This is a genomic window from Segatella baroniae DSM 16972 = JCM 13447 (genome assembly GCF_000426585.1).
Lineage (GTDB): Bacteria > Bacteroidota > Bacteroidia > Bacteroidales > Bacteroidaceae > Prevotella > Prevotella baroniae.
Genome location: NZ_AUFQ01000005.1, coordinates 88,770 through 105,285, shown reverse-complemented (window position 1 = coordinate 105,285; position 16,516 = coordinate 88,770). Strand labels below are relative to the sequence as shown.

11 protein-coding genes and 1 tRNA gene are annotated in these 16,516 nt (G+C 56.0%); 9 read left to right on the top strand and 3 right to left on the bottom strand.

From position 1 onward, the window contains the following. Positions 1 to 86: 86 nt before the first annotated feature. Positions 87 to 2,534 (bottom strand): glycoside hydrolase family 94 protein, encoded by a 2,448-nt coding sequence (locus K334_RS0105715; RefSeq protein ID WP_027444650.1) that lies wholly within the window; start codon positions 2,532 to 2,534, stop codon positions 87 to 89. Positions 2,535 to 2,730: 196 nt separating this feature from the next. On the opposite strand from K334_RS0105715, the gene K334_RS0105710 reads away from it, so the two are divergent. Genes K334_RS0105710 through K334_RS0105695 form a run of 4 tightly spaced genes read left to right on the top strand, consistent with a single transcriptional unit; the run spans position 2,731 to position 10,620 of the window. Next, the gene (locus K334_RS0105710; RefSeq protein WP_027444649.1) at positions 2,731 to 8,232 is read left to right on the top strand and encodes an alpha-2-macroglobulin family protein; all 5,502 of its coding nucleotides are present in this window, start codon (positions 2,731 to 2,733) and stop codon (positions 8,230 to 8,232) included. Further along, on the top strand, positions 8,232 to 9,290 hold the full coding sequence (locus K334_RS0105705; RefSeq protein WP_390896183.1) for a DUF1573 domain-containing protein: 1,059 nt from the start codon (positions 8,232 to 8,234) through the stop codon (positions 9,288 to 9,290). Before K334_RS0105710 ends, K334_RS0105705 begins: the two co-directional genes overlap by 1 nt. 2 nt (positions 9,291 to 9,292) lie before the next feature. After that, positions 9,293 to 10,180, top strand: a complete 888-nt coding sequence (locus tag K334_RS0105700; protein WP_021588902.1) for a 4-hydroxy-3-methylbut-2-enyl diphosphate reductase — start codon at positions 9,293 to 9,295, stop codon at positions 10,178 to 10,180. Between the two features lie 56 nt (positions 10,181 to 10,236). Continuing rightward, on the top strand, positions 10,237 to 10,620 hold the full coding sequence (locus tag K334_RS0105695; RefSeq protein ID WP_021588883.1) for a helix-turn-helix transcriptional regulator: 384 nt from the start codon (positions 10,237 to 10,239) through the stop codon (positions 10,618 to 10,620). A gap of 569 nt (positions 10,621 to 11,189) precedes the next feature. On the opposite strand, the gene cmk is transcribed toward K334_RS0105695, so the two are convergent. Both cmk and porQ read right to left on the bottom strand, forming a co-directional pair. After that, complete coding sequence (cmk, locus tag K334_RS0105690; RefSeq protein ID WP_025880485.1) at positions 11,190 to 11,882, bottom strand: (d)CMP kinase; 693 nt, start codon at positions 11,880 to 11,882, stop codon at positions 11,190 to 11,192. A 21-nt stretch (positions 11,883 to 11,903) separates the two neighbouring features. Continuing rightward, a complete protein-coding gene (porQ, locus tag K334_RS0105685; RefSeq protein WP_025880486.1) occupies positions 11,904 to 12,851 on the bottom strand; it encodes a type IX secretion system protein PorQ in 948 nt (315 codons plus the stop codon). Between the two features lie 103 nt (positions 12,852 to 12,954). Here porQ and K334_RS0105680 point away from each other — a divergent pair, with 103 nt between their 5' ends. The 5 genes from K334_RS0105680 (at position 12,955) to K334_RS0105660 (ending at position 16,333) form a co-directional block, all read left to right on the top strand. Then, the gene (locus K334_RS0105680; protein WP_025880488.1) at positions 12,955 to 13,671 is read left to right on the top strand and encodes an energy transducer TonB; all 717 of its coding nucleotides are present in this window, start codon (positions 12,955 to 12,957) and stop codon (positions 13,669 to 13,671) included. A gap of 13 nt (positions 13,672 to 13,684) precedes the next feature. Next, a complete protein-coding gene (locus tag K334_RS0105675) occupies positions 13,685 to 14,656 on the top strand; it encodes a polyprenyl synthetase family protein (protein WP_025880489.1) in 972 nt (323 codons plus the stop codon). Between the two features lie 25 nt (positions 14,657 to 14,681). After that, the gene (locus K334_RS0105670) at positions 14,682 to 15,380 is read left to right on the top strand and encodes a hypothetical protein (protein ID WP_021588904.1); all 699 of its coding nucleotides are present in this window, start codon (positions 14,682 to 14,684) and stop codon (positions 15,378 to 15,380) included. 1 nt (position 15,381) lies between these two features. After that, positions 15,382 to 16,185, top strand: a complete 804-nt coding sequence (locus tag K334_RS0105665) for a TatD family hydrolase (protein ID WP_027444647.1) — start codon at positions 15,382 to 15,384, stop codon at positions 16,183 to 16,185. Positions 16,186 to 16,245: 60 nt separating this feature from the next. Continuing rightward, positions 16,246 to 16,333 (top strand) — tRNA-Ser (locus K334_RS0105660). Positions 16,334 to 16,516: the final 183 nt, after the last annotated feature.

The following is a 16,516-nucleotide window of genomic DNA, read 5'->3' as shown; positions in this document are numbered from 1 at the left end:
TGCATGCCAATACAAACGAAGCGGAAACCGACCATGGACAACGCCAAGGTCGGTTTCCGCTTTTGTCATAGCAGCCTGCACAAGGCCTATCCCATCAGGACTTCCACGTCATGGCTCCCTTCCATGACGGGAACAAGGTTGCCGTCGATGGGCCGACCGTCGACTTTGACCTGACGGACACCATGCTGCACGCCGTCGGGATTGCTGACCTTGATGCGATACTCGCCGCCACGGAACTTGCGGAAGACCTCGTAGGACGTGGCCGAAGAGGGCAGACAAGGATTGATGAGCAGGCCGTCGTAGGCGGGTTGAATGCCCAGGATGAACTCGCTCACGGTGTACCACATCCACGCTGCCGTGCCCGTGAGCCAGGAGTTCTTGCCCTCGCCGGGGCGGGCGGCGTCCTTTCCGGCCACCATCTGGCAGTTGACATAAGGCTCGACCTTGTGCAACAGCTGGTATTTCTCTTCGATGTAAGAGGGCAATATCTTCGTGTAGTGCCGCCAGGCGTCGTCTCCACGGCCCGCAACGGTCTCGCCGATGATGACCCACGGATTGTTGTGACAGAAGATTCCGGCATTCTCCTTGTAGCCTTCGGGATAGGAACTGATCTCTCCCATCTCCACATGATACGTGCTGAAGGCCGGGTTGTTGAGCACGATACCATGCTCGCACTCCATGCGTTCCTTCACGCTGTCGAGCGCCTTGTCGCACAATCCGTCCTCAAGGCCGATTCCCGCCATCGTACACCAGCCTTGCGACTCGATGAAAATCTTGCCTTCGGCGTTTTCATTGCTGCCGATTTTGCGGCCATAGAAGTCGTAGGCACGCAGAAACCACGCCCCGTCCCAACCATGTTGCTTCACGGCTTGCCGCATGGCGTCGACCGCCCGCTGCATGCGGTCGGCTTCTTCGTCCTTGCCGAGACGGCTGCAGAGGGCCACATACTCCTTGCCCGTGACGACAAAGAGACCGGCTATCATCAGACTTTCGGCCTGGCTGCCCTCGCTCTTGTTCTCCGTGGTCTGGAAACTCTCGTTCGGATCCCAACTGAAGCAGTTCAGATTCAGGCAATCGTTCCAGTCGGCACGGCCGATGAGGGGCAGTCCGTGGGGCCCGAGGTGCTCGATGACATGGTTCATGGATATCGTGAGATGCTCGAAAAGCGTCACTTCCGTGCCCGGCTGATTGTCGAACGGCACCATTTCGTCGAGGATGGAGAAGTCGCCCGTCTCCTTGATGTAGGCCACCGTGCCGAAAATCAACCAACAGGGGTCGTCGTTGAAGCCGCCGCCGATGTCGTTGTTGCCACGCTTGGACAGCGGCTGGTACTGATGATAGCAGCCTCCGTCGGCAAACTGGGTGGAGGCGATGTCGATGATGCGCTGCCGCGCGCGTGCCGGAATCTGATGGACGAAGCCCACAAGGTCCTGGTTGCTGTCGCGGAAGCCCATGCCACGCCCGATACCGCTCTCGAAGAAGCTGGCGGAACGGCTCATGCAGAACGTCACCATGCACTGGTATTGATTCCAGATGTTGACCATGCGGTCGAGTTTCTCGTTCGTGCTCTTCACTGTAAATACGCTCAACAGCCCGTCCCAATAGGCGTTGAGGTCGGCAAAGGCACGGTCCACCTTCGCCGTCGTGTCGAATTCGGAAATCAACAGATGGGCCTTCTCTTTGTTGATGACCTGATGTGCGGCGAACTTCCTGTCCTGTTCATTCTCCACATAGCCCAGAAGGAAGATGAAATCGCGGGCCTCGCCCGGCTGCAAAGTCACCTCGACGCAATGCGAAGCGATGGGACTCCAGCCGTGGGCGACACTGTTTCGGGAGGCTCCGGCAGCCACCGCGTCGGGCAAACTCTTCTCGCTGTAAAGGCCGACAAAGGCTTCCCGGTCGGTGTCGAAGCCGCTGATGGGTTGGTTGACATGGTAGAACGCGAAATGATTGCGGCGCTCCCGATACTCGGTCTTGTGATAGATAGTGGATCCTTCGACCTCAACCTCACCGGTGGAGAAGTTCCGTTGGAAGTTCTCCATGTCGGTTGCGGCGTTCCAAAGACACCATTCCTGGAAGGAAAAGAGCTTCAGTTGCTTGACCTCGGCAGTCTGGTTGCGCAGCGTCAGCTTCTGTATTTCGCACCATTTGTGCAACGGCACAAAGAAAAGGACGCTGGCCTCCACGCCATCCTTGCGGCCCGTGACGCGGGTATAGTTCATTCCGTGGCGGCATTCGTAGAAGTCCAACGGCGTGCGGCAGGGCTTCCAGCCAGGATTCCACACCGTTTCACCATCCTTGATGTAGAAGTAACGCCCGTCATTGTCCATGGGAACGTTGTTGTATCGATAGCGGGTGAGCCTGCGAAACTTGGCATCCTTGTAGAAGCTATAGCCTCCGGCAGTGTTTGAAATCAAAGAAAAGAAGTCTTCATTGCCCAGGTAGTTGATCCATGGCCACGGCGTTTTGGGGTCGGTGATGACGTACTCTCGTCGAGCATCGTCAAAGTGACCGTACTGCGGTTTCTTGTTCATAGTCATGTTGTTGAAGTGATTTGATTTTAAGTTGTCGTTCTTTCTATGTTTGCAAAGGTAACACTTTGATTGATAAAAGAATCAAAACAGCGGTGAAAAGGCCACCGCAAGCCATAAAAAGTGCACCATTGCCTTGGGGCGTCCCGATAAAATCTCTATCTTTGCACTATATCAACGTTTAAAGAGGTTGCGGATTATGAAGAAACTACTCATTGCGTTCATGACAATGCTCGCATGGTGGCCGCTTTCAGGGGCGGCGGAAAGTTACAATACGCTGTGGAAGAGAGTTGCCGAATTGGAGCGTAAAGACCTCCCAAAGGATGAACTTGACATGTTGGCGAAGATTGCCCACAAGGCGAAAGCCGAACAGAAATACGGTCATCTGCTCAAGGCGGAGTTCAAAAGGGCCAAGGTGGAAGGACAGATATCAGAGGATTCCATCCCCGTGGCACTGAGTCGGTTGGAAAAGGAAGAGGCCGCCGCCGGCAAGAACATCACATTGGCCGCCGTCTACCAATGCGCGCTCGGCAAAGTGTATGAAAACCTCAACCTGGAAGGTCGGGACTGCAAGGCCGAAAGCAAGAAATGGTTTGAGAAAGCCATGCGTCATCCCGACAGATTGGCCGGCGTGAATGCCGGCGTTTACGAGCCTTTGCTCCGCGAAGGCACCGACAGCCACATCTTTTATAATGACCTTCTGCACGTCATCGGCTATGAAACGGGCGACTTCAAGACCATGTACAAGTGGTACAGCGAGCACAACAACCGCTCGGCAGCCTGCCTCTGCGTCTTCGAACTGATACAACAAGACCGGAAATCCGATGTCCTGGAAGTGAGAAAGTCCAAGTATCTGCAAACCATCGACTCGCTGATCAACGTCTATAAAGACCTGACGGTGGCGGGAGAGCTGGCCATCGAGCGCTACAACTTCATGGACCGAGCCACCGACGCGTCCACCATCGACAAATACAACTACATCAATTACGCCTTAAGTCACTGGGGAGCATGGCCCCGGATGAACATTCTGCGCAACGCGCAGAGGCGTCTCACCCTGCCAAGCTTCATCGTCGAGATGGACAGAGACGTATTGTTGCCGAATAAAGCGAAGCTCGTTTATATCCGACAAATCACCAACCTGCAGTCGATAACGATGTCGGTGACCCGTCTCAACACCGCCCATGCACTCGAACTCGACCCCAATCAGCCAAACGACTATGGCAGAATCAGTCGTCTGCTCTTGGCGAATACGACCACAACGACCACCCATAGATATGTGGGGCAGCCTCCTTACAAGATATGTTGCGACTCCATGCAGCTCGACGGACTGGCCGCGGGCGTGTATCTACTGGAGTTTACGACGGACAACAAGGACGTCAAGCCCGAAAGAAAGCTCCTGCACGTCAGCAGCCTGACGGCTTTGGCCCGACCGCTTCCCAACCACCAGATGAGACTCGTGGCCTTGGACGCGGCTTCGGGGCAACCTGTTGCCGGCGCACACATCCGCCTGTCGAAGGAAAACTGGCAGACCCGGAAGGATCAAGTCATCAAGATTGTAACCACAGACCGCAACGGTGAAGCCATCTATACGGGCAAGGAAGAGCCCTACTCCATGATGGTCTACACCGAAAATGACAGGTTTCGCCCCAAGATAGCTGTCAACGGGAACATCAGTTTCCCTGATGAAGCAGACAATGCGGAGCTCAACATAAACGTGTTTGCCGACCGCAGTCTGTATCGCCCTGGGCAAATCGTCAAGACGTCGGTGGTCGCCTACACCGCCAGACACAGAAACGACGAGGTGAAAGTGGCCGCGGGAAAGACCATCAAACTGACACTTCGTGACGCAAACTACAAGATGCAGGCCGAGAAGACGGTCACGACGGACGACTACGGCACGGCTTCGGCCGACTTCGCGCTGCCCCGCACGGGGCTGACGGGCTACTTCTCGGTCGAAGCCGACCGACAGGGAAGCTGCAACTTCCGCGTGGAAGAATACAAGCGGCCGACTTTCGACGTCGCCTTCCCCCCCTACCTCAAGGCATATCGCAGCGGAGACACCATCCAAGTGGAAGGCGTTGCCAGACGCTATGCGGGCGTTCCCGTCGCCGGCGCACGCGTGACGTTGAAGATTCAGCGTCGCCCTCGCTTCTTCTGGGCCCGCCAATACGACGCAAACGTATACACCTTCGCCCCCGACACGACCGTCACCGACGCCGAAGGGAGGTTCTTGGCGCGCGTCCCCATGCTCTTGCCGGAAGGCAGAAAGGGCGAGGCGCTCTACTACAGCTACGTCGTTCAGGCTGTCGTCACCGACATGGCAGGCGAGAGCCACGAAGCTTCCACCACCCTGCCGCTGAGCAACCGCACGACCATCTTCGGCACTACCCTCGCCGACCGGCTGGACAAAGCGCGCCCGGGAACCTTCAAATTCACCTACACCAACCTGCTGGGAAAAGAGATGGAGGCCACCGTCAACTATCAAATCGACGCCAAGACATACACGACCGCAGCCAACCAAGAGGTTGAACTCGGTAAATTGAATCTGCCATCGGGCCTCCACACGCTGTCGGCCACTTGCGGAACGGACACCCTGAACTATACGTTTGTGGTCTATTCGTTCAAAGACAAGACGGCACCCATCGACACCCACGACTGGTTTGTCACCTCGGCCAAGGGCTTCCCAGCCGACGGCCAGGCCGTGTCCGTGCAGTTCGGATCGAGCGACGAGCACGTGCATGTGGTCTATGACATATTCTCCGACCGCAAGTTGGTGGAGCAAGGACACGTAGAACTCAACAAGGAAGTGCGCACGCGTACCTTTAAATATAAGGAAGAGTACGGCGACGGCATTATCATTTCCATGGCATGGGTGAAGGACGGCAGGTGTTATTCGCACCAGGTGCGCCTCGAAAAGCCGCTGCCCGACAAGACCTTGAACATGAAATGGCTCACGTTCCGCGACCGCCTGACACCCGGCCAGGACGAAACATGGAAGCTCCAAATCACCGACAACAAGGGGAAGGCCGCCAAGGCACAATTGATGGCCGTGCTGTATGACAAGAGTCTGGACGACATCGCCCCGCACAGCTGGGCCTTCAGCCTGCCCCTCCACCGCCACTTGCCTTATATCGCTTTGTGGGAGGGCAACCACTTCCAGCCGACAAGCCTCTATGGAGAAGAGCCTTTCCATGCCTTGCAGGAGAAGGAACTCGACTTTACGAAGCTCGACCCCGCCGTTTTGAACTGGAACGACATGTATTTCGGCATTCAGCTGATGGCATACGCAGCTGATTCAAGCAGTCCGCGAAAGACGAGGGCGGGCATGGCATACGCCAAAAGCATGGCGCTCAGCAAGCTGGAAGCCACTCCCATGGGCGAAACAGCACTTCGTACCAACGTCAAGGAAGCCGAAGCTAACGATACGGCAGCTGAAGACAAAAACACGAAAGAGCCCGCACGGCGGTCGCAAACGCCATCCGTCAGACAGAATTTCAACGAGACCGCGTTCTTCTATCCGGCCTTGGAGTCGGACGAACAGGGGCACGTGAGCCTCCGCTTCACGCTTCCCGAGAGCGTAACGACATGGAAATTCATGGGCTTCGCACATGACAAGGCCATGAATTACGGCCTGGAACAGACGGAAGCCACGGCCCAGAAGACTTTGATGGTCATGCCGAACATGCCGCGTTTCGTGCGCTTCGGCGACCAGCCGCTGCTCAGTTGCCGAATCGTGAACACCACCGACAAGGCGCAAAGCGGCAGACTGACGCTGCAACTCGTCAACCCCGAGAACGAGAAAGTCGTGTTCGCGCAGTCCAGGAACATCTCCATCAACGCCAAGGAGACTGTCGCCTCCACGTTCAAGTTCGACCCCGAAACCGTAACGGCCGACAAACAGGCCGGCGTCCTCATCTGTAGAATGACGGTGGAAGGCGCAAACTTCAGCGACGGAGAGCAACATTACCTCCCCATTCTCGACAACAAGGAGAACGTGATGAACACCGTCGCGTTCAGCCAGATTCACGCCGGCACGCAAACAATCGACGTTGACAAGCTGTTTCCCGTGAAAGAAGCCGGCAACCGACTCACGATCGAATACACCAACAACCCTTCCTGGCTGATGATCAAGACGCTTCCGACGGTAGCCGCCGACAAAACGAAGAACGCCATCTCGCAAACGACCGCCTATTATGCCAACAGTCTTGCGCAGCACATCATCTCCGGCAATCCCAAGATAGCCGAAACCATCCGACTCTGGAGCCTTTCTCCAAAGCCGGAGGCCAAGAGTGCCTTTGTCACATTGGCCCAAGAACTTGAAAATACGCCTTGGTTGCAAGACGCCCTGCGGGGCAACGAACGCCAGGAACAGCTGCTATCCTATCTCGACGGCAACACCATCAAGAGCCGACTCGACGCGAATCTCGCGCAAATCAAGAAGCTCCAGCGAGCCGACGGATCCTTCAGCTGGTGGGAAAACGGCCCCGGCAGTCTCTACATCACGCTCTCCGTATGCACCACTTTGCAGCGTCTCAACATGATGACAGGCACCAACGACGACGCCACGGCAAAGATTCTGCAAGCCGGCATGGGCTATCTCGAAAAGGAAACGGCCAAAGAAGTGGCCCGCTTGAAGGCCCGTGAGAAGGAGGGGGACAAGAACCTGCAGCCCAGCGAGAGTGCCGTGCGCTATCTGTATCTGTGCGCGCTCCGCCACCAGAACCAAGACAAAGCCGACTATCAGTATCTTCTGAAGCTGGTGGAAGCCCACCCCACCGCCCTCACCATCTACGGGAAGGCGACCATGGCTGTCATCCTCGGCCGCTCCGGTAAGGAGACCGAAGCCCTGCGACAGCTCAACAGTCTAAAACAATACACGGTTTACAAAGAGGAAATGGGGCGTTATTTCGACACACGCAAGGCCTATTACTCCTGGTGCGACTACAAAATACCGACACAAGTGGCAGCCATCGAGGCCTTAAAGCTGATTACGCCCGACGACAGGCAGACCATTGCGGAGATGCAACGCTGGCTGTTGCAAAGCAAACGCACCCAGCAATGGGACACACCCATCAACTGTGTCAACGCCGTTTATGGTTTCGTAGACGGCAACATCGCCACGCTGACCGACAACGCGGCACCGGCCACGCTCAAACTCGACGGCCACCCGCTGGCCACGACGCCCGCCATCCCCGCCACCGGCTACGTGCAGGCACGACAGACGGGCCGCCGTTTCGGCACATTCACAGCCGAAAACCATGCCGACAGAGTGACTTGGGGGGCGGTATATGCCGAGTTCAGGCAGCAGACGAGTGAGGTTTCAGACGCCGCGATGGGGCTTGGCGTCAAGCGGGAAGTCATTCTTCCCAACGCTACGGCGAAGGTTGGCGACAAGATCAAGGTGAGAATCACCATCACGGCCGACCGCGATTACGACTTCGTCGAAGTGGCCGACCACCGCGCCGCGTGCATGGAACCCGTCCGACAGCTGAGCGGCTACAGCCAAGGGACCTACTATGCCGCCAAAGACGAGGCCACCTATTATTATTACGACATGCTTCCCAAAGGCACACATGTCGTCGAAACCGAATATTACATCGACCGGGCGGGCGACTACACCTCCGGCACATGCACGGCAAAGTGCATGTACAGCCCCGAATACATGGGTCGCGGCAAGGCGCTCAACTTGCAAGTGAAATGATTATGAAGAAGATATTAGCACTCTCTCTGCTGGCCATGACCACCTTGAACGTCATGGCCCAGAAACTCATTGTCGAAAAAGAATCCATCAACGTGGGGCAAGTGCGCTACCGCAGCCCCATCACCGTAGAGTTCAAGCTGACCAACAAGGGCAGCAGACCTGTCCAAATAGAGCAGGTGCGCACCAGTTGCGGCTGCACGACGGTGGTCGACGACCACCATACCATCGCAGGAGGAAAGGAATATACGCTGAAGGCTACCTACGACGCGGCCACCCTCGGCCATTTCCAAAAGGAGATAGGACTCTACACAAGCAACCGAAAGCAACCGCTGATGTTGAAGATTCGCGGCGTCGTCGTTGAGGAGTTGAAAGGCTATGTGGGCGATTTTCCATACGACTTGGGCGACTTGAAGACCGACAAGAACGAGATAGAGTTCGACGACATCAACCGCGGCGAACGCCCATCGGTCAAGGTTCACATCTACAACAACTCCGACCGGACGGCCGAACCACAAGTGATGCACCTGCCAAACTACCTCTCCGCCGAGCTGTCGCCATCCAAAATAGCACCCCGCCATCAAGGGGAACTGCTGCTGACGCTCGACTCCCGCAAGCTCCGCGACTTCGGATTGTCGCAGACGAGCGTGTATCTGGGCTTCGCGCCGGGCGACAAAGTGGCCGCCGACATCGAACTCCCGGTATCGGCCGTGCTGCTTCCCGCATTCCAAAACATGACGAGCGACCAACTGAAGCTGGCTCCCCGGCTGCATCTCAGCGCCAAGGAACTGAACCTGGGCACCTTCGGCGACAGGAAAAAGCTGCGGGGCACCATCGAACTCACCAACGGCGGCAGGACGACGCTTGAGATTCGCAACCTGCAAATGTTCACGACAGGACTCGAAGTGTCGCTGAACAAGACGAAACTGGAGCCCGGCGAGACGGCGAAACTCAAGATTGCGGGGACCCGCGAGATACTGAAAAAGCAGCGTCCGCGCGTCTTGATGATCACCAACGACCCGGAACAGCCCAAAGTCGTCATCAACATCAACGCCAAATAAGCATGATCCAGATTGAAATCGACAACGGAAGCGGCTTCTGCTTCGGCGTGACCACGGCCATCAAGAAGGCCGAAGAGGAGCTGGCCAAGGGCGAGACGCTCTACTGTCTGGGCGACATCGTACACAACGGCATGGAGGTGGAACGGCTACACGGGCGGGGACTCGTCACCATCAACCACGACCAGCTGAAAGACCTGCACCATGTGAAGGTGCTGCTGCGGGCACATGGCGAGCCGCCCGAGACCTACGAGACGGCCCGCCGCAACCATATCGAAATCATCGATGCCACCTGTCCCGTGGTGCTGCAACTCCAGAAGCGCATCAAGAAGCAGTATGAATGCGACGACGACACCTCGACGGCGGACGGCGGACGGCAGATCGTGATTTTCGGAAAGAACGGACACGCCGAAGTGCTGGGCCTCGTAGGCCAAACACACAGCCACGCCATCGTCATCGAGAAGTTCGACGACGTGAAACAACTGGACTTCAACCGCGACATCTACCTCTATTCGCAGACCACCAAGAGCCTCGACGAGTTCCACCACATCATAGAATACATCCAGGCCCACATCGCCGAGGGCGCCGAGTTCAAGAGTTTCGACACCATCTGCCGGCAAGTGGCCAACCGAATGCCCAACATATCGACCTTCGCGGCCCGCCACGACGTCGTGATCTTCGTCAGCGGACGCAAGAGTTCCAATGGAAAAGTGCTCTTCCAGGAGTGCAAACGCGTCAATGCCGACAGCTACCAGATAGAGCGGGCCGAAGAGATCGACATGACATGGTTCCGCGGCAAGGCGACAGTGGGCATTTGCGGAGCGACCAGCACGCCCAAGTGGTTGATGGAAGAATGCCGCGACTACATCACGAACCATTATCAGGAGCCGTGAAGCCACCAGCCAACGACACAAGACAAGACTACATCAAACACAAAAATAGAACGCAAATGAAGACTGAAAAAGAAAAAGATGTATTCCAAAAGCTGGCAAAATACATCGTAGAGAAGGAGATGTTTCGAGACCACAGACTGAACAGAGACGTGCTTCGCAAGCTGGTGAAAGTGTCAAAGAACAACTTCGCCCCCCTATTCGAGAAATATGCGGGCATGTCGTTCGTGAACTATGTCAACGGACTTCGCCTGAAAAGGGCGGCCGAACAACTGACAAACCGTCCTGAAATGACCATCGGCGAAGTGGCGACAGACTGCGGCGTGCCGAAGATACAGACCTTCTACCGCGTTTTCCAAAAGCATTTCGGCATGCCACCAGCGCAATATCGCCGCATCGCCATGGAGGAGAGACTTCGGGAACAAACCCCGACAAACGAATAAGAGGATTCCTTCTCCCGAAGAAATCCTCCCTAAAAAAACAGTAATTAACTCAAAATTTATAATCTAATTTCTATTTACCATCATTTTAGTTTCAATTGCTTGTTTTTTGTCTGCCCAACCCTTAATCGGTCATCTTTTATCTTTGCCACTTTTTCGTGGCCTTAGAAATGAATCAGAATTTGGATCTATCAGATCATTTGTTGCTTTATTCACAAGCTTTCATGGTGCAAATATAGTAACTATTTTATTATTTTCCAAATAAAAAAGCCATTAATTTATAAGTTTAACATTTGAAAATATACCGTTTTGTCACATCCATAAAGACTTGATAGCATAGAAAACGCTGATAATCAGATTAGTTTCCACGAATTGGTTGACCATTGATGCAACGGCCGTTCCAGGCCCGTCATTTTGCAACAGCCATGCCCCGGAAAACAATCGCTGCCCTTTTGCGGTGCAAAAGGGCAGCGATGGGAAGCCCAAAGGGCTGTAATCGGAAGCTCAAAGGGCAGCGATCAGAACCTCAAAGGGCTGCGATGGGAAGCTCAAAGGGCTGCGATGGCAAGACGTCAGCACTGCGCAGCCTTCCTGAAAAGGCGCATCAGCCATTCCTTCTGTTCGGCAATGGTCATCTCGCCGTTGTCCAGTTCGATGGCGTCGGCAGCCTTGCACAGCGGCGACACCTCGCGGTGCGAATCGATATAGTCGCGCTCCTCCACGTTGCGAAGCACCTCGTCGAAGTCGGCGGGCATGCCTTTCGCCTTCAATTCGTCATACCGCCGCCGGGCCCTCACCTGCGGACTGGCCGTCACGAACACCTTCAGTTCGGCGTCGGGAAACACCAGTGTGCCGACATCGCGGCCGTCCATCACGACGCCTTTCTCACGACCCATCGCCTGCTGTTGGCTCACCATGGTCTCGCGAACGAAAGGCAAGGCGGCCACCGGACTGACAAACTTGCTCACCTCCAAGCTGCGTATCTCGTGCTCCACGCATTCTCCGTTCAGATAAGTGTCCGGTCGGCCGGCGTCGGCGTTGAAACGGAACGTGATGTGTATCCTGTCCATCTCCTGCCGCAGCCGTTCCTCGTCTATGCCGCCGTCCGCCTGAAGCAGATGGTGGCGCAAGGCGTAGAGCGTCACGGCCCGATACATGGCACCCGTGTCGACATATACATACCCAATCTCTTTGGCCAGGTCTTTGGCCATCGTGCTTTTGCCACACGACGAGAAGCCGTCTATGGCAATGGTAATCTTCTTCATATAGTCTGTTTAATGTTAAATTCAAAGAGAAAAGCCCACGTTCAACAGCAACGAATGGCTGCTGACATGGTATCTGCCGTAGGCCAGATTCAACTTGAAGCGCTCCAGGTTGAGCCCCGCGCCGGCCGTGAAGCCCGCCCCGCCCGTGACGACTTCCTCCTCGCCTGCCGAAATCCGCATGTCATGCCCCTGCCTGAACCGATAGCCGACACCAATCCAGACGGCGGAGGACAGCTGCGCGTCGATTCCCGCCTGACAATGGTGGAGCAGTTTGTAGTCCCAATGGTTCAGGTCGACCATCGTCAGGTGCACGCCGAAAGGCGTATGGCTGAACCGCTTCGAGACGCCCAGCTGTATGTCGATGGGCATTGGCTCGTAATCATCGGCGAAAGCCTTGAGTTGTCCGCCCAAGTTTCGGGCCACCAACGACAGCGAAAACTCGTCATCGGGCACGTAGTAGTTGAGTCCCAAGTCCACGCCCACGGCCACGGCATGGTACTCTCCCAGCGTGGAAGTGATGAAACGGGCGGCTATTCCACCGGCCAACCGGTCGGTCAGAAGATAGGAGAAACAGCCCGAAAGCGCAATGTCCTTGGCCTTGAAACGGCCCGTCGCCACGCCGGCCTCGTCCGTTTGCTTCATCGTTCCATAGTCCACATACTGCCCTGCGACCGCCCAGCTGGCACGGTCGGTCAGCGTCCGGCTGAAGGCGGCGGCCCCCATATTCGTGTCGTGCATGTATCTCATGTAGCCAAAGAACAGACTTTTGTCGCTGACGCTCGACAAAAGAGCAGGATTCTGATAGATGAGAGACGCGTCATCGTCCACCAACGAGATGTTGCCGCCCCCCAAAGCGGCGGCATGGGAGCTCACCGGCAACCGCAGAAAGTTATATTCCGTCTGGCTTTCCTGGGCCGTAGCCAACACAACTACAAGGCTTAGCAAAAGTGAGAATCCAACCTTTTTCATATATTTTCCTAAATATTCGGCAAAGATAATGTATTTTTCAATTATATAGCGTAACTTTGTATCATTATTTACACTGACAAACAGACGCTTCAGAAGTATCATTGTGGACATCAAGAAGTCGAAAAACGCCGATTTGGAGCAGAAGCGAAGAACGTATTTTCTGCTTGGAATCATCCTCGTTCTTATGCTGCTGCTCACCGCGCTTGAGTACACGGGGAACGGCCGTTCGACAATCGGAAGCGAAGAACTGCCCGACGACGTGAACGACGACATCGAACTACTGCCCGCGATGGACGCGAAGGACATGATGGCGGCTCCCACGGCGTCGCCCGCGGCCGGTCGGAAGATCAAACCGGTGGAGAGACCCGCCCGACTGACCAAGAAACTGACCGAAGCGAGCGACGAACGGCTGACAGAAGGGCTGGAGACGGGCGCGAAGACCACCGACGACGACCGGCCACAAGAGCAGGCGCAGCAGCCGGCGGCCGTCGACGACAACGACAACCCGCTGCACTTTCGAGTCGTGGAAGAGCTTCCCGAGTTTCCGGGAGGTATCGTCGCCTTCATGAAATGGCTCACCCAGAACCTCAACTATCCCACTCCGGCCCAGCGACAGCACATCGAAGGCAAGGTGGTCGTGTCGTTCATCATCAACAGGGACGGCACGATTGTCGACGCCAAGATAGCCAAGTCGGTCCATCCCCTGCTGGATAGGGAGGCCATGCGCATAGTCGGAATGATGCCGAAGTGGAAGCCCGGCAGGCAGAACGACAAGCCGTGTCGCACCATGTTTGTAATTCCCATCAACTTCAAATTGTAACAATACATTTCAAATGACCGCTGAAGAAATCCTGACCAAGGTCAACGACAGACTCGAAAAGCTGACCGGCGACCGCAAACCGGAAGGTCTCTACGACCCGATACGCTACGTTCTCAGCATTGGGGGCAAGCGCATCCGCCCCACACTCATGCTGTTGGCCTACTGCCTCTACAAGGACGATGTCGAAGAAGCACTCCCTTCGGCCGTCGCCTTGGAGACTTATCACAACTATACGCTCCTGCACGACGACCTCATGGACAACGCCGACATGCGACGGGGCAAGGCCACGGTCCACAAAAGGTGGAATCCGAACACCGCCATCCTGTCGGGCGACTCCATGTTGGTGCTCGCCTACCAGCACATGGCCCAATGCAGTCCCGGACTTCTGCCCGAAGTGCTCCGCGTCTTCACCAAGACGGCGTTGGATATAGGCGAAGGCCAGCAGATGGACATGGACTTCGAGAAGCGCGACGACGTGACGGAGGCCGAATACATAGAGATGATTCGGCTCAAGACGAGCGTGCTTCTGGCCTGCGCCCTCAAGATCGGCGCCATCCTGGCGGACGCCCCCCAGAGCGACATCGACAACCTTTACAAGTTCGGCGAACAGATAGGACTGGCTTTCCAGCTGCAAGACGACTACCTCGACGTCTATGGAGATGCGGCCGTTTTCGGCAAGAACATCGGCGGAGACATCGTCTCCAACAAGAAGACCTTCATGCTCATACAGGCCCAAAACAGGGCTTCGGGCCAGCAACGACACGAACTTGAGCGCTGGATCGACGCCGTCACGTTCGATCGGGAAGAGAAGGTGGCTGCCGTCACGGCCCTCTACAACGCGCTCCATATCGACCAACTGGCGCAGGAAAAGATAGAACATTACTTCAAAGAGAGCCAACGCTATCTCGACGCCGTGCGGATTCCGGACGCACGGAAGCAGGAGCTGGCCGCCTACGCCATGCGAATGATGAACCGGACATACTGAACGCCCCCACAAAACACGCAGAACCGTGCCCTACAGAAAACTCCCCAAAACCGACGCGGCCCGACTGAAGGCGCTGAAGACGCTGCTCGACTGCGATGACATCTACACGGTGAGAAACCGTTTCATCGACTGGAAGGTGCTGAACCGGGCCAAGACAGCCTGTGAACATCTGCAAACGGCCGTCGAACAATACCATATCAGCTTTCAGGCGCAAACCCGCCACAACACGAAGATGGAGAAACTGCAGCGAAATGCCACCATATATGTGAGCCATTTCCTGCAAGTGCTGCTCATGTGCGTCGAACGGGGGGAGATGAAGCGCGCCGTCCTGCCGCTCTACGGGCTCGACACCGGCGACACCAGTCTGCCCAACATCAAGACCATTGCGGGCCTGACGGAATGGGGACGCAAAGCCATCGAGGGCGAAAAGGCCCGCGTCAAAGCCGGTGGACGCCCCATCTACAACCCTCCCATCGGCATTGTCACGACCCATTTGGACATCTTCTGCGAGTTCTACGAACGGCAACAGCGACTTGCCCGACGCACCAAGCAGGACCTGACCGAGCTGATGAGACTGCGTCCCGACGTAGATGCGATACTGCAAGAGCTGTGGAATCAGGTTGAAACGCACTACGCCGAGGAGCCGCCCGAGGTGCGGTATGCCCAATGCCGCAGGCTGGGAATCGTTTATTATTACCGCAAAAACGAAGAACATCTCTACTGATATGATCATAGACACACACTGCCACCTCGATGTCGACGACTTCGCCGACGACCTGCCGCAGGTCATCGAACGGGCCAAAGCAGCCGGGGTGGGCCGAATTTTCATTCCCGCCGTCGACCTGAAGTCGATAGACGCCCTGATGCGGATATGCCGCCAATATCCGGGCTACGCCTTTCCAATGATCGGTCTGCAGCCCGAAGAGGTGAAAGAAGACTGGCAGGAGGTGCTCAAAGCCATGCGGGCCATGCTCGACCGCAACCTCCAATCCTCGGATCCGCACGTCATCGCCATCGGCGAATGCGGCCTCGACTTCTATTGGAGCAGGGAGTTTGAGCAGGAACAGCTGGCCGCCTTTGAAGAACAAGTGCGCTGGTCGGTGGAAACCCGACTGCCGCTGATGATCCATTGCCGCAAGGCTCAGAACGAACTTCTGGCCATATTGCGCAAATACGAGCAAACGCTGCCGGGCGGTGTGTTCCACTGTTTCACGGGCAACAGGCAGGAAGCGCGTGAGTTCCTTCGCATGCCTCGGTTTGCCTTGGGCATTGGCGGCGTCTTGACGTTCAAGAGCAGCCACCTCCGCGAAGACCTTCCGGCGGCCGTTCCGCTCAACCGGATCGTGCTGGAGACCGACGCCCCCTACATGGCGCCTGTGCCCTACCGGGGCAAACGCAACGAGAGCGCGTTCATCGTGGAGGTCGGGAAGACGCTGGCGGGCAGCTATGGCGTGACCGAAGACGAACTGGCTCGCGCCACCAATGAGAATGTTGCCGCGATATTCGGCCCATCTATTAAAGAATTTTAAATCCTTTATGCCTCTTGCCGATAATCAATGAAAAAGTAATACCTTTGCAATCCGATTGAAGGAAAGATGCTCGAGTGGTTGAAGAGGCACGCCTGGAAAGCGTGTAAACGCCAAAAGCGTTTCGGGGGTTCGAATCCCCCTCTTTCCGCAAAGCACCGGTGATGGCGCAAAACAGCCCACCACCACGGCAAACGAATTGCAACAACGCTGCAGCCATGGGCCATGCAGCGTTTTTTTTGTGCCCATTCCATTGTTCAAAGCTGCCTTTTTGACATCAAAACACGCCATTTTGGCCGACTTTCTCCTTGGGAACGACCTTTGAAGAAATGCT

Excerpts from the sequence above, each read along its gene's own strand:
- K334_RS0105715 (WP_027444650.1), bottom strand. The coding sequence starts at position 2,534 with ATGAACAAGAAACCGCAGTACGGTCACTTTGACGATGCTCGACGAGAG.
- K334_RS0105710 (WP_027444649.1), top strand. The coding sequence starts at position 2,731 with ATGAAGAAACTACTCATTGCGTTCATGACAATGCTCGCATGGTGGCCG.
- K334_RS0105700 (WP_021588902.1), top strand. The coding sequence starts at position 9,293 with ATGATCCAGATTGAAATCGACAACGGAAGCGGCTTCTGCTTCGGCGTG.
- K334_RS0105695 (WP_021588883.1), top strand. The coding sequence starts at position 10,237 with ATGAAGACTGAAAAAGAAAAAGATGTATTCCAAAAGCTGGCAAAATAC.
- cmk (WP_025880485.1), bottom strand. The coding sequence starts at position 11,882 with ATGAAGAAGATTACCATTGCCATAGACGGCTTCTCGTCGTGTGGCAAA.
- porQ (WP_025880486.1), bottom strand. The coding sequence starts at position 12,851 with ATGAAAAAGGTTGGATTCTCACTTTTGCTAAGCCTTGTAGTTGTGTTG.
- K334_RS0105675 (WP_025880489.1), top strand. The coding sequence starts at position 13,685 with ATGACCGCTGAAGAAATCCTGACCAAGGTCAACGACAGACTCGAAAAG.
- K334_RS0105665 (WP_027444647.1), top strand. The coding sequence starts at position 15,382 with ATGATCATAGACACACACTGCCACCTCGATGTCGACGACTTCGCCGAC.